This is a genomic window from Nannocystis exedens (assembly GCF_002343915.1).
In the GTDB taxonomy this organism is placed as follows: domain Bacteria; phylum Myxococcota_A; class Polyangia; order Nannocystales; family Nannocystaceae; genus Nannocystis; species Nannocystis exedens.
Window position 1 is genome coordinate 11161856 of sequence record NZ_NETK01000001.1, and the last position, 23274, is coordinate 11185129.

The following is a 23274-nucleotide window of genomic DNA, read 5'->3' on the forward strand; positions in this document are numbered from 1 at the left end:
ACAGGCTGAAGGGCGAGCGCATGCGCCTTGGCTTCGAGCAAAAGGTAGATCCAAGCCCAAGCACCGCGACCGGCCCGGCCGATTCGAGTCGAATCCGCGTCGCTCACGACACCACGAGCGACAGTAGGCCTCCTGCGGGTTGTTGTGCCGCGGCACCCTCCTGACTGCCGCGCAGGCCGTTGACAGCCCCGCTGGGCCCGCTGGCTCGCTGCGCGCTTCTGTCCTATCCTCGTGGCTCGCATGCTCCGCGAGCTCCACCTCATCGACACCGGTCCGAGCCCCCGACTCGACGTCGAGCTCGCCGAACGGCTCAACATCCTGACAGGCGACAACGGGCTCGGCAAGAGCTTCCTGCTCGACGTCATCTGGTGGGTCATGACTGGTACCTGGGCCGGCCTCCCTGCCGGCCCCTTCCGCCCCCCCGGCCGCCCTTTCGCGCCGAAGGAAAGCCACCCCGAGCTACGGTGGCTCCTCGACGGCGCCCGCGAGCAGACCCGCGCTGCCTTCAAGCACAGTATCCAGCAGTGGAGCCGCCCCTCTCACGCGTTCCCGACGACCTCCGGCCCGTATCTCTTCGCCCATGCGGACGGCCGCTTCTCCCTATCCGACTCGCAACGCTGGCCGCGTGGGCCCGACGAGCCATGCGTAGTCTTTCCGTTCGACGAGCGGGCGATTTGGTACGGCCATGAGTCCAAGCTCTGCAAGGGCCTGCTCGACGACTGGGTGACCTGGTGCTTCATGTATGCCGCCGGCCAGTCTTCCCCGTATCCTCACCTTGAGCGCGTCCTGCAAGTGCTCTCTCCGCATCCGCACGAGCGCCTCGTCCTCGGCCAGCCGACCCGCGTCTCCCGCTCGCTGGCCCAAGACATCCCCATCCTCGAATTCCCGCACGCCGCGGTCCCGGTCATTCACGCCTCCGCGGGCATGAAGCGGATCCTCAGCCTCGCGTACATGCTTGTCTGGACCTACCACGAGCACGTACGCGCCGCCGAGCTCAGTGGCGTTGAGCCCGCCCGCGAGCTCCTCCTCCTCATCGACGAGGTCGAGGCCCACCTCCACCCGCAATGGCAGCGCCGGATCCTCCCCGCGCTCCTCGAAGCGATCCGTAGTCTGTGGGGCGACGTCCACGTCCAGCTCGTCGTCACGACCCACTCTCCGCTGGTCCTTGCCTCGCTCGAGCCGCACTTCGAGCCCGAGCGCGACGCCCTCTTTCGCTTCGAACTCGTCGACGGCCGCGCGGCCATCGAGTGCCAGCCCTGGGCCAAGCAAGGGGACGTCGTCAACTGGCTTGTCTCGGACAACTTCGGCCTCGAGCAGGCCCGCTCCGTCGAAGCCGAGCGCGCGATCGAAGCCGCCGAAGCCTTCATGCGCGGCGACACCGCCGCCCTCTCCGACGACCTCCGCACGAAAGACGCGATCGACGCCCAGCTCCGCCGCCTCCTACCGGGCATAGATCCGTTCTGGCCGCGCTGGATCGTGAGTACTCGGGTGGGCTCGTGATCCGCTGCGAACGCACTGAAGAGCCGCCGAACTTCGACGCTGAGGTTCGGCGACCCGGTAACGGGTGGCTCGAGAAGAACCCGCACAAGCGCCGGCCGCGCGACTTCTGGGTCGTCATCACCTCCGCGCTCGCGGCGGCGTTCAAGCAGCGTTGTGCCTACTCTGCGATCGCCATCTACGACGGCCAGGTCGACCACTTCGTCTCGTGCCACGAGGACCGCAGTCTCGCCTACGAGTGGAGCAACTACCGCTATTGCTCTCCGTCGATCAACAGCCGAAAAAACCGTGTCCGCGCGAGCGAGCTCCTCGATCCGTGCATGATCGAGGACGACTGGTTCGAGCTCATCCTCCCGAGTCTACAGCTCCGCGTTACCGAGCGATGCCCCGCTGAGCAACGCGAGCGCGCGAACAACGCCATCGCTCGGCTCGGCCTTCGCGACGGCGAACCCGTGATCCGCTATCACCGCGCCTGGCTCGAGCACTACGAGAGGAACCCGAGCATCCTCGACGTGCTCGACGAAGTAGACCCGCTGCTCGCGCGCGCCATTCGCAAGCGCGACGGACTCTGATTGTAGAAGCTTGCGGGAGAGCGCGAGACTTTGTAAAAACCTAATGATTACAGCGACTTACAAGTCACGCCGCGGACGCGCTGTGACAGCGGCGCTCCGCAGCGCGCCTCGAGGTCGCGGATCGGATGGTCTGCGCCGCAGCACGCTCGGCGGAGGTGGCGGGATCAGGCTCTTGAGCGCCTCGAGATTGAGGATCTCGAGAGCCCGACCACGCAGCTGCAGCAGGCCCTGGTTCCGGAAGTAGATCAGCACGACATCGACCCATTGCCGCGTGCTGCCGATGGCGCAGGCGATGGTCTGCTGCGTCACCCGCAAGCTGAGTGACCCAGGAGGCAGCTCCTGTACCAAGTAGGCCGCGACCTTCTGCTCGGCGAGCCGCCGTTGCGCCTCATGAGAGTGCGCTCGCTCGGACGTTGCTGACGTCGGGCTGGTCGGCTCGGAGTCGGTCGGCGAACTCGGCGTCGCTGGCGTGTCTGGTGAGCTCGCCGGCGTCGCCGGCGAGCTCGCCCTGGTCGTCGCCGACGTCGCCGGCGAGCTCGCCCTGGTCGTCGCCGACGTCGCCGGCGAGCTCGCCGACGTGGCCGGCGAGCTCGCGCTGGCCGTCGCCGACGTCGTCGCCGCCGTCGCCGGCGATCTCGCGCTGGTCGTCGCCGGCGAGCTCGCCCTGCCGCTCGTCGCCGCTGCGGGCGAGCGCGCTACCGATGGGCTCGCGGACGGCGTCACCGACGAGCGCGTCGACGTCGCCGGCGAGCGCGTCGACCTCGTCACCGGCGAGCTCGCCCTGGCGCTCGCCGCGGGCGAGCGCGCTGTCGGAGAGCTCGCGGACAGCGTCACCGAGGGGCGCGTCGACCTCGCCCGCGAGCGCGTCGGCCTCGTTACCTGCGCTGGCGATGCAGCTCTCGGGTGCCCTGAGAGCGCAGGGAGGACCTCCACGATGCGAACCTCTCGAAGGTCCGGCCGGATCTTCAGACACCCGACGAGGTCCTGGAGCGTCGCATCGGGTTCACGCTGAAGAATTTGCCGTAAAGCCGCGATTAGCACATCTCTCGACTGCAGCCTGATCTCTTCGACGAGTGCCATGCCGCTCCGATAACACGCGACGATCGCCTCGTGCAAGCTCGGACGGGCGGTCTGGCCGATCACGATGATCGGCCGGCGATGTCCGTCTCCTGCATGTCCTTTCGGACAGCCTGAATAATGGGACAGTCTGGGGCGTTCGAGCTGCATGCCGGTGACCATCGATGAATTCTTGAAGGACCATCCCGACCTCACGCGCTTGCGAGAAGAGCTCGACCTGCGCCTCGCTTCCGGCGACCTCTCGAAGAGCGGCCGTGGTCGTCGCGGGGACCGTCAAGGACATGAGCTCGCACGCGGTTGCCGACTCCGCGCAGAGCTCGCGCGCCAGGAGTCGCTCCTGCGCGAGCGCTGGTCGCAGGGGCGTGAGGGCGGGTTGACCGCTGACGAAGGCCGTATCGTGGCGCACCAACTGAGTGCCGAGGCGGCGTCCGCCGGGGTTACGGCCCACGCGACGGTGGAGGCCGATGAGCAAGGCGACTGGATCGTCTTCCACGGCTCCCTGTCACCGCGCAGCAGCACGCATCGGCTGTGGCTCAAGGCGAGCTCGCCGATCCGGGTGCGAGCGCACTGGGAAGGCTTCACGCCGGCGTGCGCGCGCGCTGCGGCGTCCGTCGCAGCGGAGTAGCTCATGTTCATCAGGACCGACGCGGTGTACTGCCCCACGTGTCGCGCACGGCCGGGCCGGCCGTGCGCAAACAGGGGCGTGCGACACATCGATCACGACAACGATACGCTGGCGCATCGCGCCCGAATTCTGCGTGCCGATGCGCTCGCCGACGGCGCGTGCTCGGACTGGCGGCGCGACGAGCTGCTAGCGCTGATTTTGCCTCTTCAGACGAACGGCGCCCTCTTGCGTGAGGGCCGGGCGTCTTGAGTCTGTAACGCCTGCTTGCACGAGGACATCAACATGTACGAGAAGATCATCGACTTCGCCCGCAGCTTCCCGACCCTCGCCGACGCGCCGCTCGAGCCGTGGGACCCGGTCGCGCTCGACACATGGGCGGCCGGCCCGGCCGGCACCTCCGGCTCGCGCCACGCGGCCGCCTGTGTGCTTGCGATCTGGAATCGCCCGCCAAACCCCGTCGGAATGGTGCGAGATGCACTCTGCACCGAGCTGCGCCGCATCCGCGAGGACTGCGACCAACGGCTCGACGATCGGGAGGAGACCGAAGCGCCCATGATCCGCCGCCGCATCGCGCACGCGCGGGAGAAGATGCTCGCGGCATGGCGCGCCTATCAGCTCGGCGAGCTGCTCAAGGCACGTGAGGCCGCCGGCCTCGCCGCCGAGCTCGCCTGCGAGTACACCCCGGTGCGGCAGTGGCTGGCCGAGGAGGAACGAACCGAGCCGGTGGCGCAGGTGCTGCGGCGCCTGGCGAACGCCGAGACGTGGCGGGTCGGCACCTTCAACGTGGTCGCGGCGATGGCCTCCTGGGACGAGCCGCACCGCGCGGCGTTTCTCGCGTGGGCGAGGAGCCCCTGGTACTGCTGATCCGAGGCTGGGTCGCTCGGCGGGCGCTCGCGGCCGCCGAGCGCCTGATCACTCCTGACGCGCCCCCGGGCCGTCCAGCCTGAGCTTGATAATCCGGCGCTTCAGCGCGTGCCGAGTGATGCCGAGCAATTTGGCGGCTCCAACCAGCGAGCCGGCGCGCTGGAGTGCGACTTCGCAAAGGCGGCGCTCGGCGGCGAGGAGGTTGAAGCTCTCCAGCGTGATCTGAAGCGGTTCCGGAGCAACGGGGTCGTTCATGATTGTCGGACTTGCGTCGACGACTGCCGATTCTTCTGACGGCGCGTGAGAGAGCTCGCCGTCTGCCTCAGCTTCGAGAATCGGCGCCGAGGGGACGCCCAAGCCATGCCGCACGAGCACCACCAGCTGCTCGAGCGATGCGCCACCGCGGAGTTGCTCACGGATCCAGCTGGCGCGCTCAACCGCCCACGGCGGCCACAGGTTCCTGGTGCCCTGGGCGTGTCCTCCGCCGGCCCGGCGCGGCTCTGGCATGAGCTCGCGTTGCACCCACTTGCGGACGACAGGGGAGGGCACGCCTGCGGCTGTGATGACTTGCTCCTGGCTGGCGAATTGGGCAGGAACCTGCACAGACGCGCAGTATCACAACAAGGTGGTGGAATGCCAGGGGCGCCAAGCCCGCATCCCCGCCTCACGTTCGTGGATGGGCTCGGTAGTACTCGGCCGCGAGCCAACCGAGGTCGAGCTTCGTGTAGCGCTGCGTGCTGCTCAAACTTGCGTGACCCAGCATCTCCTGGATGCTTCGCAGGTCGCAGCCTCGCAGCAACAGGTGCGTGGCGAAGCTGTGGCGGATCCCATGAGGCCCCACGCGGACCTTGGCCCCGACCGCCTTGCAGCGGCGATATACCAGCTCTCGAACAGTGCGGTCGCTGAGGCGGGTGCCGTTCCTGCCGAGGAAGAGGGGCGAGGCTGGCGCGTTGAGCCACTGGCGGCGCACCTCGAGGTACCGCTGCACCGCCGCCGCGCCGAGGGTTCCAATGGGAACAATGCGGTCCTTGTCCCCCTTGCCGCGCACCACCCGGATGGTCAGATCGTCGCCATCCCAACGAAGATCATCAACATCGAGCGCAACGCACTCGGCGACACGTAGACCGGCCCCGTAGAGCACCTCGAGGACCGCGCGGTCACGGAGGCCACGAGCGCCCTCGGCATGGCCTGGCCCTTCAATCATGTTCTCAAGGTCATGTTCCTCAAGCACCAGCGGCAACCGCTCCGGAATCTTTGGCAGGCGGACCAGCGCTACCTCGTTGTCGTCCAGCTCGCCGCTCTCGCGCAGGAAATCTCCAAAGCTGCGCAGGGCGGAGATGGCGCGGGCGGCCGTGCTCGCAGCCGTCTCGCCGAACCTCTCTGCGAGATGTGTCCTCACTTCAGCTCGGGTGAGGTCGCTGAGCGCGGCGGGCCGGCCGTGTCGGCGCTCGACTCCGTTCGCAAACCCGTGGAGGTCACCTGAGTAGGCGCGAGTGGTGTGCGGCGAGAGACGCCGCACGCACGTGATGAACTCGATGAAACGCTCTATAGCGTTGCGCAGCACGAGCTCGATCTACCGCGCGCCCTTGTGGAGAACGCGTCGCTGGAGGCTGGTGTACTGTGAGTCAAGCTACAGCGACCAACGCCAGACGCCCGCTTTCGAGCAAATAGCTTTCAAGCCGTCCAGGTTCTGCACCCCTCAGGTGGGTCAGCGCCTGAAGCGGACCGTGACCGAAGCGACCGCCGCGGCCGAGTTCGTGCCGGTAAAGCGGGCGATGATAGCGTCCCCTTGGACGACGGTCGTGGGCGGGGGCACTGCCCCGCTTGGGGTGAACGCGGCGGTTCCGTTGGCCAACGTGACGAGGCTGCCCGGGACGAGGACTCCGCCCGCGAGCTCGAGGGACACCGACAGGGGGCCGCCTGCGATGTTCGCGTTGGCGATGAGGCTCAAGAAGTCGATGGCGCCGCTGATCGGCGCGACGCCAGCGACTGCTGCCGGGAGCACCGAAGCGTTGGCGAGTTGGAGGGTGATGGCAGCAGAGTCCGCGACCGTGACGTCGACCCGCTCGTTGGCGCCGTTGTCCGCGACGCTGACGGCGCCGATGAAGTTGAGCCTCGGCCGCGCTCCTTGGAGCACACCGCCGGCCTGGACCTCGACGTTGACCCGGTGTCGGTGGTCGGCCCGAGAGACGAAGGTGGAGACGCCGGCGTCGTTCGTGACGCCCCCCGCGGTCGCCGGCGCCGGCGGAGCGGGTAGGGGATGTTGGTGGTCGGCGCGGGCGGCCTCCGGCATCACGCCGACCTGGGCGGCATCGCCGACGTCGATCTGGGTCGGCGGCTGGTTCGTCAGGGGGAAGGCGCCCTGCGTGTCCGCCAGCCACTCGAGCAGCTGGTGCTCATCGAGATCGAGGACGGCGATGTAGCAGGTGGTGGTGTCGCGGGTCTCGATTGCCAGGTGGTCGGCGGGCCCCAGCATGACCACCTGGGCCCGCAGCGCCGAGGTCGTGAGCGGCGTGGCGAAGCCGCGGATCGTGTTCGGCGGGTCGGACTCGTCGGGGTTGTTGGAACCCAGCACGAAGTACTGGTCGCCCTGAGCGACCGGGCCGTCGGTCCAGACCTGCACGAGCGAGCGCCCGCTCCGTGTCTTCCGCCCAAGGACCTCGGGCGGAAACCGGCCCACCTCGGCCGTCACCAACCTGCGGGTCCGCATGTCGGAGGGGTCTTGGCCCGCGGTCGCAGGAGGGACCCACGGGTCGTCTGTCGACGCGATCACGGAGGGGTCGAACTTCGCGGTGACGGTGTAGTAGCGCTCGTCGGACACGTCTTCGACTCTACGGAGCCGCGCCGCGCCCCTCCTCGGCGTTGCGAGGGCCGAAACCCGCGAGAATACCACCCGGCCGCGCACTTCCGGGCGGTCGGCGTCTTATACGTATAAGACCCGACCGCGCCGGCCGACGAGTCGCTGCACGGCCCCTCAGTCGCCGCGCTCGAACACCAGGCCAAGCGCCAGGCCGGCCAGGACAAGCGCGGCAAGAACGACGCACAAGCTCAACACCTGAGCCGCCGGATGAAGCGTTCCGAGCGCCTGCACGAGCTCGACCACGTGGCGAGCCTACCGCGTTGCGCGTCCGCTTGCATCCCCGCGGACGTCGTCATCGCTCGAACCGTCGCGCCGCTCGGCTGGGGCTGTCGCGCCGCTCGGCTGGGCTCGCCGTCTCACATCGCCGCACGGCGTCCTCCGCCAGCGCGACGAGCTCGGCACGGAGCACGACCACGAGCGACAACTGTTCGCGTCTCGGTCGAACCTTGGGCCGCTCCGACATTGCCGCCGAGATCCTAGCAGGTGACGGGCGGCACGCTGGTTCAGCGTCAACAGGTCTCCGCCAGAATGGCGTTCGCGGCGCTCGGTGCGGACAGGCCGTCAGGGCCGTGCTTTTTTGGTATACCAACCTTCGACGCCAGGAACAGCATGCGGTCCGACCAGCGTTGACGAAGGTGGAGCCTAACATGAGCTTTCGAGCATCTCTAGTCCTCGCCCTCATCGCGCTGCCGGGCTGCCTGCCCGACTTGCTGGCGGATGCGTCTGATCTGTTCCCCGACAGCGCGACGGCCGGGGGCACCGGCACAAGCACCTCCGAGGGCGACACGGCAGAGGCGGGCACGATCGGAGGGGACTCGGTCCAGACGGTAACCGGTGCCGAGCCCACCACGACCTCGGCCGAAGTGACGAGCTCCTCGAGCTCGACGAGCTCCTCGAGCGGCCTGCCCTCGGAGGGGCCCCACATCCTCGAGTTCGAGGTCGAGCCGATGAAGTTGAACGAGGCGGGCACGGCGTCGGCGAGCGCGTCGGTCAGCGGCGACGTCGTCAGCCTCCGCTTGGACGTCGACGGAGCCGAGGTCTGGTCTGGCCCTCCGAACGACTTCGAGTGGACCTACTGGGCCACGTCGGCGATGGCGTCGAACGGGCTCCACGAGTTCGTCCTCACGGCGCGCGACGGCGAAGGGCTTGAGGCCATGAAGTCGGCCGAGCTCGAGGTGATGCTCCCTGCGACAGGCACAGAAAGGTGCAGCTTCCTCGAGGACACCGGCACGAGCTGGCTCAACGGGGCGGCGTACAGCGACGAGGCACTTCTACTGGTCGGCACTCACGCGACACCGTCGCTCGAAGCGACTGTCTGGCGTCTTGACCCTGGGCTGTGTGAGCCGGAGGCGGGCTTTCCCTGGAGTATATCGAAGTGGAGTGACCTCGCGCTAGTCGTGCCGTCGCAGGCCGTCAGCGTGGCCGTCGACGAGCTCGGGCGCACGGCGATCGCGGCGAACCTTGGAAGCGGGCTCAATCGTAGGCCGTATCTCGCGGTCCTCACGCCGAGCGGAGCGCTCGTGTGGGAGCGCGTGGGCGCCACGGGGGACACATACAGTGGCCTAACCACGGCATCCGGACGAATCTTCGTGGTCGGTGAACGGGTGGTCGACGAGCAACCTCTACGCATCGATGGGCGCGTGGAGGCCTTCGACTTGAAGGGCACTAAAATCTGGTCGGCGCCAGTCGCAGCCCCACTTCCCGGCGACGACTGGACCGACGACGAGAACATCCACAACGAACACCCCCGCGGAGTAGCGTGGCAGGAGGAGACGAAGCTCCTCACGGTGGTCGGCGACCGACAGGTGAAGGGCCTTAACATCATGTATACTCGGGCGTTCTCGGCGCAGTATACGCTCGGCGGCGTGCTCGTCGGCGCCTGGACGTCGGCGGGACTCGACTCGACCGAAGACGGTCTTTCTTCCGTCGGCGCGTGCGGTGAGAAGCTCGTCACCGGAGGATGGGTTCAAGACGGCATGAGCCCCCGCGCACCAGCGGTGCGCTGGCTCGACCTGGCCGGTAGCGGCGCGGCTGAGCGTCGCATCGACGCGCTCAGCCACACGACCATCCGAGGCGTTGCATGCGACCGCGAGCAGAAGGTGGCGGCTGCAGCGAGTTCCGATCTCGCCGAAGCTTACGCGTTGGGGTTTCGTGGTGCCTCGGACCCGTTCTTATTCAATCACAATCTTAAGGGCGCAGCTGCCACTGCTGCAGCTTGCGATGCACGCGGGCTGTTCTGCGTCATCGTCGGCGCTCATGAAACCCAAGCCTGGGCCCGCGTCCATCACCCCTAGCGCTACTGAGGGATGAACTGGTCGCAGAGGTTTCCAACCTCGACCGCGACCTCTTCGAGGAAGAGCCCGTACTCAGGAGCGCAGATGGAAGCCATGTGCCCGTGCTTCAAGGTGTCCTCCATGAAGATGCGCATCCGGTTTTTTCCATCGAGCCAGTAACCACACTCATTCGGCCAGATGTCCGCATCGGTCGTGATCGCCAGCCCGATCACTGCATCTTCGTCGCCGCCTTTCGCGGCGTAGAGAGCCTTACGCCATTGGTAAGGACCGCCCAGGGAATACTGTTCGTAGCCGTCCTGGATGATCACGAACAAGAGGAGGGCATCGTCCCGGAGGAAGCCCTCGTTACAGGCGCCCGGCGCGTTCAAATCAGGCGGCGGGGGCTCGACTAGGCTCTGTCCCAGCGCCGCGAGGAGGGAGTCGAAGGTCTGCGGATCTGCGCTTCCGTACCCGACCTGTGCGATGCACTCGAACGCGGCCTTCAGGTCGGGCTCCTCGCTCGTGATGTAGCGGTGGCCGCCGGCGAGCTTGCATCGACGACCGGACGAGCCGAGCTCGCTCGCAAACGTCTCGCCGGAGCCCATCGTGTAGTCGCACTCGTCGATGGTCGCGCCGCAGAGATCGGGGGTGCCGTTCGGATCGCAGTCATCCGGGTCCTGGCACAACGAGCAGTCGTCCATCGACCACGTGTAGGAGTTGTCGAGCACCATGATGTGCAGGTCGAACTTGCCGAGTTGCTCCTCGAGAGCCTGCCCGAACGCGGGGAACGCCTCGAGCAAGCGCGGCTGATAGTCCTTCATGGGCCACTGGGTCGAGATGTTGAAGATGATGTCGACCTTGCCCTGGCAGCCAAGAGGTGCCACGTCGCCGAAGTCCGGGAGCAGCTCACCCGAAGACAGCGACGGCTCGCCGGAGCTGGACTCCGAGGCCGACGCGCCCGACGCGGCCGACGAGGTCGACGTCGACGAGGTCGACGAGGTCGATGTCGACGATGTCGACGAGCTCATCGGCGAGGGATCGGAGTTGCCGATGCCGAAGCCCGTCGAAGCTGTCGAGGGTGACCCGCAGCCGCAGAGGAACAGGGCGCACAGAAGGCCAGCGTGGCGCATGGACCTGACGCTACCAGAAGTGTCTATTTTTGGTATACCGACATCTAGCAACAGACGGCGGAGCGCCGTTCTCGCCTCAGTCGGCTTGTAAGAGGAGCCGTTCCCAAGTGCCGTCTACCAAGCCGGTAGCGGCCCCGCAGCGGTAACCGTCGCGGAGCTCACCGAGCACCGTCGGCCAGCACAGGCCGTTGTCGGTGTTGCCGCCATCGCATCGGTTGAGAGAGACGAAGCCGCCGGAGACGATGAACCCCCACGACCAATCCTCATTGAAGTACCAGTCCGAGCCGTTGGCCGAGGTCAACGCAGGAAATTGGACCGCTTCGGTGACTTGCAGCACGGCGGTTCGTGGCGCATGGGCCAACATCTTGTAGGTCGAGCTCCCTGCTTCGCGGCACGCCAGCATGAGCTGGGCCTTCGTACACTGCTCCACGATCGCGGAGACCGCCTGGCCCGTCGTCCCGAACGTGTCCTGGTAGCAGACCTGCCAGCCGACGACCGCCGCGACGGGCACGTTCACCTGCGGCCCCACCGCCGAGTATTTTTCGCCGCCGCCGGTGCAAGCGCTCGTGTCGAGCGAGCACTCGGCCGAGCAGGCCAGGGTCCCCTCGCGAAAGCCCAGGCTTTGACAGGTCACGCCGTTCAAAGCCTCGCCGTCGCACTCCTCTGGCCCGTCGACAAAGCCATCGCCGCACTCCGAGCCGGCGCTTGTCGACGCTGGCGTCGTCGCTGGCGTCGTCGACGTGAGCGAGGTCGAGGTGACCGAGCTGGACGACGTGCCGGTGGTCGAAGTGGCGGTATCGGATGGATCCGAGCCGGTGCTCGAGGAGGTGGCGGTGTCCGGCGTCGTGCCAGTCGGCGAGAAGCAGCTCGACAGCAAGAGAAGCCCGAAGACGGACAAACGCCACATGATCGCAGGGTACCAGAGGGCTCGCTCGAGATGCACGACGAGTAGTGCCGCCGCACCCTGGTTCCGATCAGTTGCTCCCCGACGGGACCCGTTCGGCTTGAGGCGCGCGGGGCCAGGGCGTGCGACGGGCCCGACGGCGACCGTGGCGTGACCGCCAGTCAGCGCCCTCGAGGAGGGGACCAGTCGAGGCCGCTCCAGTCGCTCGCCGACGTTGGAGAAGAACCCCGGGTCTGTGACGGCGACGAGGGCGGCAATTCACCCTGGCTGAAGTTCATGGGACCACGTCGGCGGCTGACCGCGTAGGCGAGCCCGCCGCCGAGCCCCAGCGCTGCCAGCGCGAGGGCCCAACCCGGCACGCCGCCGCCGCTCCCGCCACCGCCGCTCCCGTTGGGATTGACGACGTCGCCGGTCGGCTCGCCCGTCGAGAGCCCACCAGGTCCGAAAAATCCCGGTCCCTGATCGAGCTGCAGCTTGTCGAGCCAGCCGTCGCCGAGCGGGTCGCGCGCGTCCCACTTGCGGTAGTTCGGCGGAGGAGAGCCGGCCGCAACGGCGCGCAGCTGCGGGTCACGGCTGGTGAGGGCGGCCGCCTTAAAGCCGGCCTCGGTGAGCGCGAACTGGTAGAGAGCCGCTCTCCTGATGCGAAAGAACGAGCGGAACGCGAGCTCGATGTCCCTCACCACCTCGAACGGCACAGCGCCGCCGGGGATCGGAACCGGCCAGCCCGCTTGGGGGCTCCACGGCAGGAGCGTGTCCCGCTTCAGGAAGAGGCCCAGGTTCACCTGTCCCTTCGGGGCGAGGGGCAGCGAGCGCAGCTGAGTGGAGGCCAGGAACTGGCGATAGCACTGCGCCACCTCGCGGGCATCCATCGCCGCGTGGAGCGGCGAAAACGCGTGGATGGCGATCGCCAGGACGGCCGCCTCCGAGCAGAGATCGACGCGCGCGTCGCCAAGCCCGACGGTGCCGAACCAGGACACGTAGGGGTACGTGCCCCACGAGAAGAGCCACGAATATCCTGGTGGCGGCGCGTAGCCCTTGGCGAAGACGGCTCGATCGAGGGGCGACCAGTCGAGCCCCATGTCACCTCGCGGAGGGTCGGCATCGACGGCCCCGCCGCCGGGCGCATTTCCCCAGTAGTCTTCCTCATACTTCTCGGGGATGGCGGGAACACCAGGCGGGCGGTCGAGGTAGGCGGCGTCGCCGAGGGCCTTGGCGATGAGCGGCGGGTACGGGCTGAACCCGCCGAGCAACGAGGGCAGCGCGTAGGAGACGCCGCCGAGCCACAGCGAGGGTTGATCCGCGGGGGAGTCGTAGGGAGGCGTCGACCACGTGGGATTGATCGTCTGCCGACGACCGACGCGGCTCACGTGGAAAGCGTAGTTGCGATCCCACTGGGAGAGATGCTCGGCCGCATCCTGGCTCGCGCCGAGCTGGAGCTGAAGATCGGCGGGGCTCGGGTTCTTGCTCGAGCGGAGGACCTGCGACCAGATGGGGCGACGGTTCGTCTCGTCCCCTGCGACCGGCATCCCGAAGTAGCGCCGCACGAACTCACCACGCGTCTTGGCGCGCCTCTCCAGGTTCTCGAAGCTTTTTTTGCCGGCCTGGCCGTAGATCCACCGCCAGGCCGTATCAAGTGCGTTGTAGGCCATCTGAATGGCCTGCAGCGGTGAGACGTTGTTTAGGTTCTGAAGCGTGATGTAGGCCGACTTCGCGGCATCGAGCAAGCGCGTCGCGTCCCGATAAACGTGCGTCCAGCGCTCGGTCAGCTCCGGCGCCAGCACGTTGGCGATGAGCGCGGGGTCCCGCAGATCCAGCCGCGTCTCGTGGCGGATGTCGTCAAGGAGCGACATTTACGAGGCCTCATCGGCGAGCGCCTCGCAGCGACAGGTGCAGGTCAAGCAGCTGTTCGCGATGCACTCCTGCTCCAGCTCCTTCGCGCGGCACTCGAAGATGGCGATGAACTCGTCGAAGACGCGACTCGCGACCTCGAAGTCCTCGAGGACCGCGATGAACTCGGCGCCGATCACCGGGTCGGCGCTCGCGGCCTCGAGGCCGTAGCGGCGAGCTTCGGCGGTCAGCCGACGGAGCTCGCGCCACTTGTGCAAGGGCAGGGGGGCCGGCGGGATGTCGATGATCGAGCTCATGGCAGGTCCTTCGGGGGCTGGAAGGGGTCCACCTTCGTCCCCCTCGCACGCGAGGGTGGATGCTCGGGACCCGCGAGCGGAGGGAACGGTGAACTCGTCGCCGGCGACGCCACCTGCTGAGGCGCTGGCGTCGACGACGGCATGACCAGGACCTGCGAAGCGGGGGAGCGCAGGCTCTGGTAGAGGAACCAGCCGCCGCCGAGGATGGCGACGCCGGCGACGAGATAGAACGCCGTGGTCGCGGCGCTGGCGGCCGCGTCGGCGATGTTGCGGGTGCCCTCGGCGATGGCGTCGGTGATGCCCTGCTCAGGCGGGGGCGGCACCGGCGGTTTCGGCACCGCCTCGCCGAGCGCCTCGAGGGCAGTCGCGACCTCGCACGCGGCTTGATGGCACGCCGCCGCGAACTTCGAGAATACGTAGATCGCCTCGATGAGCTCGCCCGCGTTCCCGGTGATGTAGACGTACCACCAGTCCTCGGGGAACTTCTCCAGCACCTCGCGGCTCTCGTCGCGCAGGTCGTAGGCGGCCGAGGTCGCGGCGTCCCACGTGGCCTGGCCCTCGTTGGCAAGCTTCGTGAAGCTGTTCACGAGGCCGACCAGCCTGTTCCGCTCGAACTGCAGCGCCCGACGGGACCGGAAGAAATCGGCGGCCGTACACCAGCCGAGCGGCCCTGTGCAGGGCGACTCGAGCGTCGCGCCACTTCCAAGATCGACAGGCGTGCAAGTCGGGTCGGGCATGGGTCACGAGGGGTAGGGGTACATCGAGAAGAGATCGAGCAGGAGGTCGCGCAGCTGGGGACCGAGCTGTGGGAGCTCGTGACCGGCGCCCGCGACGACGCGCACGGCCGTGTTGTAGCCGGCCCCGCCGGCGCTCGCCGGCTTGCCCGCGAGCTCGGCCGCCGCCTGCACGGAGACGAGCTGCGGGTCCTTGTCTCCGATGACGAAGGCGATCCACCGCTTGTCGCCGCCGGCTCCGGGGAGCTTGCCCGGTTCGAGAGGTGCCACGGCGACGACCGCGTCGGGCGACGCAGCGCTGTTGGTCGAGGCGGCCATCTGGAGCGCGACGTCGGCGCCGACGTCGTAGCCGACCACGACCCAGGGACGGGTCTTCTTTCCGTGGTCAAACGGCCCGGGGAGCTTGCCGAGGCTCGCGTCGGACCACAACTCGGAGGCCGCGGCGGTCGCCGTCCCCGCGGCGAGCCATCCCTGCGGCGCCTGGACGAATACGACGTCGGCGAGGCTCGTCGGGATCCACGGGGCGAGCTTGCGCGGGTCCGTGTCCTGGCCGTGCAGCACCCACACGACCGGCCCGACGGCGTTCGGCGGCGTCACCCGGAAGAAGCGGAACCACCGCGCGCTGTTGGGGGTCTGCGTCGACCCTACGGCGACCTGGAACGGCCAGCCTTCGAGCTCGGGCGGCTTCGGCTCATCGACCGGCGGATTGCCGCCGCTGCCCGAGCTGCCGGTGGAGCCCGAGCTGGCGCTCGCGCTGTTCGCCCGCGACCACCAGACCACCCCGAGCGTGGTGCCCACAGCGACGAGACCCCCGAACCACCACCAACCGCTCGAGCTAGAGTGCGATGGCGGGTTGAGGGGTCCGAGGGTGGCGAGACGATCGGGCACGGCGCGCTCCTACAGGGAGAAGGATGAGGACGTGTTGCGGCCGGTGAATGCAAACGCCGCCGCGCCGCCCACGAGGAGGACGCCGCCGGCGAGAAGCCAAGGAAGCGCGCTCGAGGAACTTGCGACCTTCGCGGGCGGGCCGCCCTCGCTGGTCCCGTTGTCCTTGCCGTCGCCCAGGTCCTCGCCGCCCTCGTTTTGTTCCGCGGCCTCGATGTCGCCGGCCGGTTCCTCAGGCGTGAAGCCGTAGAAGGCGCTGGCGGCGTTCGCCGGGTCCAGCGGCGTGCCGTTCATCGCGGCCGTCAAGTAGTCCGCAGGGTCGATGAGATCCGGCGGCTGGGAGCGGTCCGCGTACCAGGCTTTCTGCTTGTTCAGCTCGGAGACGGTCAGGTGCCGCTTGTACAGCTGGAAGTGGAGCATGGTCGACCCGTTCGGATACGGACCGATCTTCGCCACCACGTTGGTCGTGCAGCCAACCATCTGGCCCGGACAGACGCGTGTGCCCTTCGGCGGCGAAGAGCCCTTGGCCACGCCGCCCATGAGCGCGGTGAGGCCGCTGTCCAGGTGCAGGATGACGGCCTTCGCTGGCGCCTCCCAGCCTTGATCGACCGCCAGGATCACGCCGGACTCGGGCGCGAGCACCGGAGTGCTGAGCCCGGCCGAGAGGTCGATTCCGCAGTGGAACCGCGTCGGGTTGGCGGAGCCCCACGGGCGTTTTACGCCGAACTTGGAGCCGGGCTTCCACTTCTTCGGCGGCGACGACAGCGGCCAACGCGGCGAGCTACCGTTCCACGCCGGCGCCGGCTGCTGCGCCGCGAGCCGGGCGAGGACGAGTTGATGGATGCGCAGCCACGTGTCGACCCACACCTTCTCGTCGGGCTTCGGGGTCTTCGGCAGCTGCTTCGGCGCGAGCGGGTAGGCCCGCCAGTAGGCGACGTTGGCGAACCAGTATTGGTCCTCCTGGCCGGCCTTGCGCTGGTAGCCGTCGTAGACCTCGGGCTTGTTCTCGACGGCCCACTGGACCGCCTCGAGCTCGAGGAGCACCTGCTGTGGCAACGGCGGGATCACCAGGCCTCCGGCTTCGGCGGCAGGTAGATCACCGCGAACTCTTGCCCCTGACCGCGCGCGCCACCCGTGGCGTCCGCGAGCTGCTTCGTCAGCGCGCCGAACATCGGCGTGAAGCTGATCCGGCGGCCGTCGGGCGGGAACAACCCCTTCTCGTTGTCGACGACGACCTGGAAGCGCTTGTTGTAGGGGTGATCGTTGATGAGCCGCGCGGCCTTGAGGTTGTCCGGAGTGCCGCCGGCGGTGCCGTATGTCTTCTGGGACAGGAGGAGCAGCGCGCTCGCGTCCTGCGGATTGATCCGGTACGACGAGCCCGGCTTCGGCTCGGCCGAGACCGGCGCCGGCAACTGGGGGCCAGGCGGCGGCGGTGCGTCGGGCGCCTCGTCCTTGATGTCGCCGGACTGCCCGAGGCCGAGCTTCTGCTTCACACACGCGTGCAGCCGATCGTAGGCGGCCTTGTACTGTGGCAGGCTGAGGTAGTTCTTCGGCCCCTCGGGGTAGACGCGCCGATACGCCACGTACGCCAGCCACTCATCGAGCGCGGCTTGTGGCGGCTTCGTCTCGTCTCCGATGTTTTGCGGCTTGCTCGCCGCCACCGCGGTGCATTCCTGCGCTTCCTCGATCGGCTTGTTCGCGTCGGCCGGCTCGCCTGGGCCTGCGTTGTCGGTGCCGCCCTGGCCGGTGCCGCCCGTGCCGCCTGTGCCGCCGGTGCCCGTTCCCCCTGTGCCACCGGTGCCGCTCGCGGCGCTGGCGTCGGACGGCCAGAAAATGGCGGCCAGCGCAGCCGCGGTGAGGGCCGCTCCGCCGAACCACAGCCAGGCCTTGCTCGAGCTCGCCGGCACAGGCGCGGGCGCCGGGGCCAGCGGCTTGCGGCCGTGCGTCGGGGCGGGGAGGGGGGTGTCGTCGAGCGGCGGGAAGGGCTGCATGGGGGCCTCACGAGTCGGTACGGCCCGCCACCAGCAGCGAGCCGACGTGGAGTCTCAGATCGCGGTCCAGGCGAGCTCGCCGTACACGATGTCGCGGCACGTCTGCGCGGGAACGGAGAGGGTGGTTAACTGGGTGCCGAGGCCCACGATGACCTCGCCCGCAGTCACCGAGATCGTCTTGGTGATGTTGGTCGGGTTCACGACCCGCAGCGCGCAGCCGGGCGGGATCTGGTTGAGCCCAAGGTACGGGGGCAGGGTGAGGGTCTGCGGCATCACGCTGTCCAGCAAGCGGACGACCCGAAGCCCCGGCCACCCGTAGAGGAATGCCTGGTTGCCGGCCGCGACGTTCGTGTACCTCGGGACGATGGTCGCCAGCCCGGCCCAGTTGCCGCCCGCGCCCACCTGCGAGCTGCGCCGAAGGCGGACCAGGCCGCCCTGCAGCGGCAGGTAGAGCGGGAAGCTGGAGACGTTCAGGAGGTCACCGGAGCTGACCTCGATTCGCACGAGCCCCTCGGTGTCGGTGTTCCGCGCGAAGCTCAGCTCCTGGCCCGGGCGCGAGAGGGCCCACGGCGGGAGCCGCAGAGTCGTGCGGGCCGTCGCGCCCACCTGGACGAGCAGCTGGTCGACGTTGCTCTCGGGGATGTCGAAGACGGCGTCGTCGACCTGGTTCTCCACCTGGATCGTCGCGTCGGTGACGCCGGGCGCCGGCACCCTCCTCGTCGACCGGAGCCACCGGGCGAGCTGTTCCTCGTCGAGGTCGATGACGCGGATGTAGCAGGTCGTTTGCTCGGCGGTCTGGATGGCCAGGTGGTCCGTCGGGCCGAGCTCGAGGAGCTCGGCCGAGCTCGGCGCCGTCGTCAGCGTCGCCGCGACACCTCGTTGCGCGCTCGGCGGGTTCGACTCGGCCGGGTTGTCCGAGCCGAGCACGAAGTACCGGTCGGCGAGGCCCACCGGTCCGTCGGTCCAGACCTGCACGAGCGAGCTGGTGCTCTTGGCCTTGCGACCGAGCAGCTCGGGCCGAAACCTTCCGACCCGTGCCGTGGTGAGACGGCGCGCTCGCATGTCGCTTGGATCCTGGCCTGCGCCCGCCTCGGGCGTCCAGGGCATGGTGAGCTCGGCGAAGATCGCCGGGTCGAAGGAGGCTCGGACGGTGTAGTAGCGCTCGTCGCTCATGGCATGTCCTTTGGGTCAGGATGGTCTGGCGTCGCCCTGGCGCCGCTGCGGGCCGACCGCGGACGTCAGTGCTTCTTGCAGCCGCACGCCTTGCCGGCGGCGCAGCTGTCGCAGCAGGGCTTCTCGAAGCCGCCCAGGCGGATGACCAGCTGCTGGCCGCTGATCGCGTTCGAGGCGGTCGCCAGGTTGTCGACCTGGATGAAGACCGACGAGTCGAGGCCGACGATGTCGACGTCCGTGCAACCGGTGTAGCTGCGGAGCGGCACCTCGGTGCAGCTGTCGCCGCACCTGAACTGGGACCCGTAGATGAACCGCCGCGGAGCCCACTCGCGCAGGGGACCGCCCTGCATGGAGAACGCGCCAGAGGCGTTGCTGGGGCCGACCCAGATCTTGAAGTTGACGTGCTTGTAGTTCTCGCTGTCGACGCCGCCGTTGAAGGCGAGCGCGCCCCAGAGGCAGCGCGGGTTGAACGGCAGTGAGTAGTTCTGGGTGCGCAGCAGGATGGACTGGCCCGGCGCGACGTTGAAGTTCGCCACGAAGGTCGTCGGGAGGCCGTTCGCGGTCGTGCCCGTCGGCGTGAGGAGGGTGGGGACGAGGTTGAGGTCGGGGATCCCGAAGTCGTCGCGCACCTCGGCGTAGGACTTGAGGAGCACGGCGAGCTCGATCCAGCGGAGGAGGCAGGGGTTCGGGCAGAAGCCGCAGTTGGCGATGTACTGCGACTTGATGAGGGTCATCAGCTCGCTGCACTCCGGGAACGGCGGCGTCTCGGGCACCTGGGGCTGCGGCGGAAGCTGTGGGGCCGGGGCCGCACCGGGCATGACCACGAGCGTCTGGCTCGGCACGGACTGGGCCGGCAGGCTCGCCACCGGCACCTTCTGGAACCCGGCGATCTGGCAGATCGAGTCGACGCTCTCGGCGGCGGCGTCGACGTACTGCCCGAACCCGGCGCGGCGCAGGTTCTGGACGATGGTGTTCAGGTCGTTCATTGCGGTGCAGCTCCTTGAGCCACCGGCTCAGGCTCGACGCCCTCGTTCACCTCTGCGGGCAGGAGCTCGAGGGAGACCTCCACTGCCGGTGGCAGGGCAGGGAGGAGATCGAAGAACAGCGGGACCTCGAGGTGAGGTGACCGAAAAAACAGGTAGCCCCCGGCGCGCAGGACCTCGAAGGTTGAGGTCGAGGCCGCCGATGCGGGACGAATGGTGATCAGCGCTGCCGCCCCGGCAGCGTCTTCGCCTCGGGCGGGCCAGCGGAAGATGGGGCCCCCGACCGTCTCCTGTTGGAGCACGTGGAAGCGACCGTCGTCGCTCCGACCGATGACGCGGGCGCGCAGCATCACGAGCCCTGCGGAATCGCCTGCAGAATGGCGTCGGAGATCGTGGTGCCGACTTGGGCGAGGCCTGCGCCGGCCATGATGCCGAGCGACGTGCCGATGCCCGCGTACCGCGTGGCCGTGTCGACGCGCACGCCCTGCTGCCGCTCAAGGTCACTCGGCTCGGTGAGCACGTAGGACCCCACGGCCCCGAGCACGCCGACGATGTACGGGATCGACTTGGCGAGGCCCGGGTAGTTCGGCATGACCGACGGGAGGACGAGCTCGCCGATGAACCCGACGCCAGCGCCCGCGGTGGTGAGCACCATCGTCGTCCCGCTGATGTCGGCCACGCTGCGCTCGAGCTGGTTGCCCAGCGACGCCGCGTAGTTGTTGGCGCGCTCCGTGAGCTGGGCCGTCTTCTCCTGCGCGTCCTTCACTTCGCCGCGAAGGAGCGCGTTCTCCACGTGGGCGCGAGCCAGGTCCTTGGACTCCTTGTCGGCGCCCTTGCCGAGGGTCTTGAACACGTCCTCGAGCGCATCGCGAAGGGGTTTGGGAGCATGAAGCGCAGCAGTCACAAGACCTCCATCTCATCGAGCACGACCGCGGCTCGGTGAGATGAAGGTGACGAAGTTGATGATGCGAGTCGCCGGTATTTAGGCTAGTCCGATCACATGATTTCCGGTAGGATGGCGCGAGAGTGCGAGCGGTGAACTTGGAGCTGACGCCCATCCATTGTGCGCAGATCCGCAAGGGACTGCGTCTGTCGGTCAAAACTCTCGCCGACGTCCTGGCGGTGTACCCCAAGACGGTCGACAACTGGGAACGGCGCCAGCGCAGTTGGGCGAGCGGCCTCGCCGGCGACTTCATGGCTGCGCTCGGATTCGCAATGTGCCATCTGGGCCCTGAGCAAGCGTGGGGCCCTCCGTGGCTGTCTCGGCGTCAACGACTCGTCTGGATCCTCCGCGCTGCGGCAACAGCAAGCCGCGATAGCTGTCTGGGCAGAGTCTCGATGGTCCCTACATTCCTCGAGGCGCTTCAGCCGCAGGGACGCATCCGCTACCGTGTCGCCGCCCGCGACGAGCTCGAGGTCGAAGGGGAGGGGCCATCGCCGCGCCTCTGCCTGCGCGTCCGTCGACGGCTTGGGCTCCAGATGAAAGAGCTCGCGCAGCTGCTCGCGGTCAGCGACAACACGATCGCCACGTGGGAGCGTGGGCAGCCGGTTCACGGCCTCGAGGCGGACGTCTATTGCGCGCTGGACGCCAGCCTGCAGCGACTCGACCGGGCGGCGGCGTGGGGGCTCCCAGGGTTGGCGCGGCACCGACGCCTGCTGCATGTCCTTCAACACGGCCTTGCAGCGGATCCAACGACGTGCGCCGCCCCGCCGCCCGAGCTGTGCCTGTCAGAGCCCTTGCCGCTGTTGCCCGGGACGATGCTCCGCGTCCGCCCCGAGAACCTGGACAGGAGGGAGCCATGGACGACAAACGAAAGCGACCGAGCGAAGCGATCGAGGCCGTGAAGCAGGAGCTCGACGCCCTGCTCGAGGCGGCTCGGGACACCACCGTGCGCCTCGAGCACGCGTTCGAGGGCATGCGGGCGGTCGGCCAGCACGCGCGCGCAGTTCTCCGGAAATTTTGGACGGGCGGCGCGCGAGGGTAGGGTTCCGGGTCTTCGAGGGCCCGCGTGTTCACTCGAAGACAGGCGTTTGGAGCGCGTAGGACCGCTCCAGGCGCCGCTTTGCGTGCATGTAGGTAAATGTGTTCCACGTGGAACGTTTTCGCGCCTCGCGTGGAACACGTCGACACGACGTCAGCGGGCGCCTTGCGCAGGGCTCCCCTGAACGCGCCAGAGCGCCGCAGCGAGGTCAGCGTCGCCCCGCTCAGGCCAGACCACATCCAGGAGGACGAGGAGGTCGCCAGCCGCTCCACCGCGACGTGCTCCATGGCCCCGCACCTTGTAGGGCCCGAAGTTGTTGGCCCGCAGCGGAAGGCCAATCGTTCCGCCGGAGACGCTGCGGCTCTCCCAAGGACTCTGCACGGGGATCAGGCGCTCGGCGTAAAGCTGCGCGTAAGTCACCGTCAGGCGGGTGACGAGGTCGAGGGCGCGTCCTTCGTCAGGTCGAGCAGGCCGGCGCAGGCGATCTTCGAGGAGCTCCTGGCCCTGCGCCGCGACATCTACGGCGAGGGTCACCCGAACAACGCCTTCTCGCTGTCCGACCTCGGCAACGTCGCCACCCTGCGCGGCGACTTCGACACCGCCGAGAAGCACCAGCGCGCCGCGCTGACGATCCTGCGCGCCGCCCTGCCCCCGCGCCACGAGCGGCTCGCCTACCCGCTCTCGGCGCTGGCCGACATCGCCGCCCAGCGCGGCGACTTCGGCGCGGCCCTCGACGCCTTCGACGAGGCGCGGGCGATCTGGGAGCACAACTTCGGCCCCCGGAGCACCCGCGTCGCCGCGATGCTCGAGCGCCTCGCCTCGGTCCAGCTGGTGCGCGGCGAGCTCGGACTGGCCGAGCAGCACGCCACCCGCGCGCTCGTCATCTGGAGCTCGGCGCAGAGCCCCGACCCCCAGGGCACCGTGCTGGCCCACCTCGCCCTGGCCCAGATCGAGCTCGCCCGCGACGACTACGCCGCCGCCCGCGACCACACCGACAAGGCCTTGCCCCTCTCCATCTCCGTGCTCGGCGAGGACAACCTCTATACCGCCGTCAGTCGAGCGATGCGGGCGGTCGCCCTCGCCGGCCTCGGCGACCTGTCCGGGGCCGAGCGCGAGGCCGACGCCGCCGTCGCCTCGATCGAGCGCAACTACGGCGCCGGCTCGCTGTGGATGTCCGAGGTCCTGACCCCCCGCGCCAGGGTGCGGCAGCTCCAGGGACGCTTCGACGACGCCCGCCGCGACCTCGAGGGCAGCCTCGCCTTGCTCGACCCGCGCAACGCCCCGATCCAGCGCGCCCACGCCGAGTTCCAGCTCGCACAGGTCCTCTGGGACAGCCGCGCAGACCGCGCGAAAGCGCGCACCCTCGCCGTCTCGGCGCAGACCCTGTTCCGTCAGGCAGGGGCGAAGCACTACCGGGCCGAAATCGACGCCTGGCTCGAGCGTCACCCGGGCTGATCCTCGCATGTCCTTTCCGCCATGTCGCAATCGACATCCGGCGGCGACCCTAGGGGAACGAGCGGGGGCGACGCTCCGGTGGTCGCGGCGACCTCTCGCCCCGGCTGTGCGCCCCGCGGACTACC

26 protein-coding genes and 1 pseudogene are annotated in these 23274 nt (G+C 68.6%); 9 read left to right on the forward strand and 18 right to left on the reverse strand.

Features of this window, described 5'->3' with window-relative positions:
* Window positions 1-240 precede the first annotated feature (240 nt).
* Complete coding sequence (locus tag NAEX_RS43480) at window positions 241-1500, forward strand: AAA family ATPase (RefSeq protein ID WP_096333362.1); 1260 nt, start codon at window positions 241-243, stop codon at window positions 1498-1500.
* Entirely contained in the window at window positions 1497-2069 is a 573-nt protein-coding gene (locus tag NAEX_RS43485) for an HNH endonuclease family protein (RefSeq protein ID WP_096333363.1), read from the forward strand. Before NAEX_RS43480 ends, NAEX_RS43485 begins: the two co-directional genes overlap by 4 nt.
* Before the next feature lie 57 nt (window positions 2070-2126).
* Here the strand turns inward: NAEX_RS43485 and NAEX_RS49120 are convergent.
* Window positions 2127-2423, reverse strand: a pseudogene (locus NAEX_RS49120) (helix-turn-helix domain-containing protein); the annotation flags it as partial.
* Window positions 2424-2457: 34 nt separating this feature from the next.
* Window positions 2458-3042, reverse strand: a complete 585-nt coding sequence (locus NAEX_RS49125) for a hypothetical protein (protein ID WP_100792685.1) — start codon at window positions 3040-3042, stop codon at window positions 2458-2460.
* Window positions 3043-3300: 258 nt separating this feature from the next.
* Here NAEX_RS49125 and NAEX_RS43495 point away from each other — a divergent pair, with 258 nt between their 5' ends.
* The 3 genes from NAEX_RS43495 to NAEX_RS43500 are packed head-to-tail and all read left to right on the forward strand — an operon-like array spanning window position 3301 to window position 4635.
* Window positions 3301-3771, forward strand: coding sequence for a hypothetical protein (locus NAEX_RS43495; protein ID WP_143825741.1), 471 nt, complete (start codon window positions 3301-3303; stop codon window positions 3769-3771).
* Window positions 3772-3774: 3 nt separating this feature from the next.
* Entirely contained in the window at window positions 3775-4020 is a 246-nt protein-coding gene (locus NAEX_RS51660; RefSeq protein ID WP_420814155.1) for a zinc finger domain-containing protein, read from the forward strand.
* A 33-nt stretch (window positions 4021-4053) separates the two neighbouring features.
* Window positions 4054-4635 carry a hypothetical protein gene (locus NAEX_RS43500; protein WP_143140139.1) on the forward strand — a complete coding sequence of 194 codons (582 nt, stop codon included), beginning with the start codon at window positions 4054-4056 and terminating at the stop codon, window positions 4633-4635.
* Between the two features lie 48 nt (window positions 4636-4683).
* Here NAEX_RS43500 and NAEX_RS43505 read toward each other — a convergent pair whose 3' ends face one another.
* The 4 genes from NAEX_RS43505 to NAEX_RS54155 form a co-directional block, all read right to left on the reverse strand.
* Window positions 4684-5238, reverse strand: a complete 555-nt coding sequence (locus tag NAEX_RS43505; protein ID WP_143140140.1) for a hypothetical protein — start codon at window positions 5236-5238, stop codon at window positions 4684-4686.
* Window positions 5239-5299: 61 nt separating this feature from the next.
* Entirely contained in the window at window positions 5300-6199 is a 900-nt protein-coding gene (locus NAEX_RS43510) for a tyrosine-type recombinase/integrase (RefSeq protein WP_096333368.1), read from the reverse strand.
* Window positions 6200-6343: 144 nt separating this feature from the next.
* Window positions 6344-7456 carry a hypothetical protein gene (locus NAEX_RS43515; protein ID WP_096333369.1) on the reverse strand — a complete coding sequence of 371 codons (1113 nt, stop codon included), beginning with the start codon at window positions 7454-7456 and terminating at the stop codon, window positions 6344-6346.
* A gap of 153 nt (window positions 7457-7609) precedes the next feature.
* Window positions 7610-7738, reverse strand: coding sequence for a hypothetical protein (locus NAEX_RS54155; RefSeq protein ID WP_256253978.1), 129 nt, complete (start codon window positions 7736-7738; stop codon window positions 7610-7612).
* A 404-nt stretch (window positions 7739-8142) separates the two neighbouring features.
* On the opposite strand from NAEX_RS54155, the gene NAEX_RS43520 reads away from it, so the two are divergent.
* Window positions 8143-9789 (forward strand): hypothetical protein, encoded by a 1647-nt coding sequence (locus NAEX_RS43520; protein WP_143140141.1) that lies wholly within the window; start codon window positions 8143-8145, stop codon window positions 9787-9789.
* Window positions 9790-9791: 2 nt separating this feature from the next.
* On the opposite strand, the gene NAEX_RS43525 is transcribed toward NAEX_RS43520, so the two are convergent.
* The 12 genes from NAEX_RS43525 to NAEX_RS43575 all read right to left on the reverse strand — a co-directional run bounded on the left by NAEX_RS43525 (window position 9792) and on the right by NAEX_RS43575 (window position 20565).
* Window positions 9792-10898 carry a hypothetical protein gene (locus NAEX_RS43525; RefSeq protein WP_143140142.1) on the reverse strand — a complete coding sequence of 369 codons (1107 nt, stop codon included), beginning with the start codon at window positions 10896-10898 and terminating at the stop codon, window positions 9792-9794.
* 76 nt (window positions 10899-10974) lie between these two features.
* Window positions 10975-11805 carry a hypothetical protein gene (locus NAEX_RS43530; protein ID WP_096333372.1) on the reverse strand — a complete coding sequence of 277 codons (831 nt, stop codon included), beginning with the start codon at window positions 11803-11805 and terminating at the stop codon, window positions 10975-10977.
* Between the two features lie 158 nt (window positions 11806-11963).
* Window positions 11964-13652 (reverse strand): hypothetical protein, encoded by a 1689-nt coding sequence (locus NAEX_RS43535; RefSeq protein ID WP_096333373.1) that lies wholly within the window; start codon window positions 13650-13652, stop codon window positions 11964-11966.
* Window positions 13653-13946: a hypothetical protein gene (locus NAEX_RS43540; protein WP_096333374.1), complete on the reverse strand. Its 294-nt coding sequence runs from the start codon at window positions 13944-13946 to the stop codon at window positions 13653-13655.
* Complete coding sequence (locus NAEX_RS43545; RefSeq protein WP_096333375.1) at window positions 13943-14533, reverse strand: hypothetical protein; 591 nt, start codon at window positions 14531-14533, stop codon at window positions 13943-13945. The genes NAEX_RS43540 and NAEX_RS43545 overlap by 4 nt, the downstream gene beginning before the upstream one ends.
* A 153-nt stretch (window positions 14534-14686) precedes the next feature.
* On the reverse strand, window positions 14687-15568 hold the full coding sequence (locus NAEX_RS51665; RefSeq protein ID WP_170136503.1) for a hypothetical protein: 882 nt from the start codon (window positions 15566-15568) through the stop codon (window positions 14687-14689).
* A 9-nt stretch (window positions 15569-15577) separates the two neighbouring features.
* Window positions 15578-16633, reverse strand: coding sequence for a M23 family metallopeptidase (locus NAEX_RS51670; RefSeq protein WP_170136504.1), 1056 nt, complete (start codon window positions 16631-16633; stop codon window positions 15578-15580).
* Entirely contained in the window at window positions 16630-17556 is a 927-nt protein-coding gene (locus tag NAEX_RS51675; RefSeq protein ID WP_170135324.1) for a hypothetical protein, read from the reverse strand. Before NAEX_RS51675 ends, NAEX_RS51670 begins: the two co-directional genes overlap by 4 nt.
* A 54-nt stretch (window positions 17557-17610) precedes the next feature.
* Entirely contained in the window at window positions 17611-18729 is a 1119-nt protein-coding gene (locus tag NAEX_RS43560) for a hypothetical protein (RefSeq protein ID WP_096333377.1), read from the reverse strand.
* Between the two features lie 65 nt (window positions 18730-18794).
* Window positions 18795-19715, reverse strand: a complete 921-nt coding sequence (locus tag NAEX_RS43565) for a hypothetical protein (RefSeq protein WP_096333378.1) — start codon at window positions 19713-19715, stop codon at window positions 18795-18797.
* A complete protein-coding gene (locus NAEX_RS43570; protein WP_211302570.1) occupies window positions 19712-20065 on the reverse strand; it encodes a hypothetical protein in 354 nt (117 codons plus the stop codon). Before NAEX_RS43570 ends, NAEX_RS43565 begins: the two co-directional genes overlap by 4 nt.
* Window positions 20062-20565 (reverse strand): hypothetical protein, encoded by a 504-nt coding sequence (locus NAEX_RS43575; protein WP_096333380.1) that lies wholly within the window; start codon window positions 20563-20565, stop codon window positions 20062-20064. The genes NAEX_RS43570 and NAEX_RS43575 overlap by 4 nt, the downstream gene beginning before the upstream one ends.
* Window positions 20566-20747: 182 nt before the next feature.
* Between NAEX_RS43575 and NAEX_RS43580 the strand changes: the two genes are divergently transcribed.
* The 3 genes from NAEX_RS43580 (at window position 20748) to NAEX_RS43585 (ending at window position 23149) form a co-directional block, all read left to right on the forward strand.
* Window positions 20748-21557: a helix-turn-helix domain-containing protein gene (locus tag NAEX_RS43580; protein WP_096333381.1), complete on the forward strand. Its 810-nt coding sequence runs from the start codon at window positions 20748-20750 to the stop codon at window positions 21555-21557.
* Entirely contained in the window at window positions 21554-21697 is a 144-nt protein-coding gene (locus NAEX_RS51680; protein WP_170136505.1) for a hypothetical protein, read from the forward strand. Before NAEX_RS43580 ends, NAEX_RS51680 begins: the two co-directional genes overlap by 4 nt.
* A gap of 162 nt (window positions 21698-21859) precedes the next feature.
* Window positions 21860-23149: a tetratricopeptide repeat protein gene (locus NAEX_RS43585; RefSeq protein WP_170136506.1), complete on the forward strand. Its 1290-nt coding sequence runs from the start codon at window positions 21860-21862 to the stop codon at window positions 23147-23149.
* Window positions 23150-23274: the final 125 nt, after the last annotated feature.

Bases quoted from the DNA above. Each gene is read 5' to 3' on its own strand.
- NAEX_RS43565 (WP_096333378.1), bottom strand. From the start codon at position 19,715: ATGAACGACCTGAACACCATCGTCCAGAACCTGCGCCGCGCCGGGTTC.
- NAEX_RS43500 (WP_143140139.1), top strand. From the start codon at position 4,054: ATGTACGAGAAGATCATCGACTTCGCCCGCAGCTTCCCGACCCTCGCC.
- NAEX_RS43540 (WP_096333374.1), bottom strand. From the start codon at position 13,946: ATGAGCTCGATCATCGACATCCCGCCGGCCCCCCTGCCCTTGCACAAG.
- NAEX_RS43560 (WP_096333377.1), bottom strand. From the start codon at position 18,729: ATGAGCGACGAGCGCTACTACACCGTCCGAGCCTCCTTCGACCCGGCG.
- NAEX_RS51660 (WP_420814155.1), top strand. From the start codon at position 3,775: ATGTTCATCAGGACCGACGCGGTGTACTGCCCCACGTGTCGCGCACGG.
- NAEX_RS43535 (WP_096333373.1), bottom strand. From the start codon at position 13,652: ATGTCGCTCCTTGACGACATCCGCCACGAGACGCGGCTGGATCTGCGG.
- NAEX_RS43525 (WP_143140142.1), bottom strand. From the start codon at position 10,898: ATGCGCCACGCTGGCCTTCTGTGCGCCCTGTTCCTCTGCGGCTGCGGG.
- NAEX_RS43520 (WP_143140141.1), top strand. From the start codon at position 8,143: ATGAGCTTTCGAGCATCTCTAGTCCTCGCCCTCATCGCGCTGCCGGGC.
- NAEX_RS51675 (WP_170135324.1), bottom strand. From the start codon at position 17,556: ATGCAGCCCTTCCCGCCGCTCGACGACACCCCCCTCCCCGCCCCGACG.
- NAEX_RS43480 (WP_096333362.1), top strand. From the start codon at position 241: ATGCTCCGCGAGCTCCACCTCATCGACACCGGTCCGAGCCCCCGACTC.
- NAEX_RS43530 (WP_096333372.1), bottom strand. From the start codon at position 11,805: ATGTGGCGTTTGTCCGTCTTCGGGCTTCTCTTGCTGTCGAGCTGCTTC.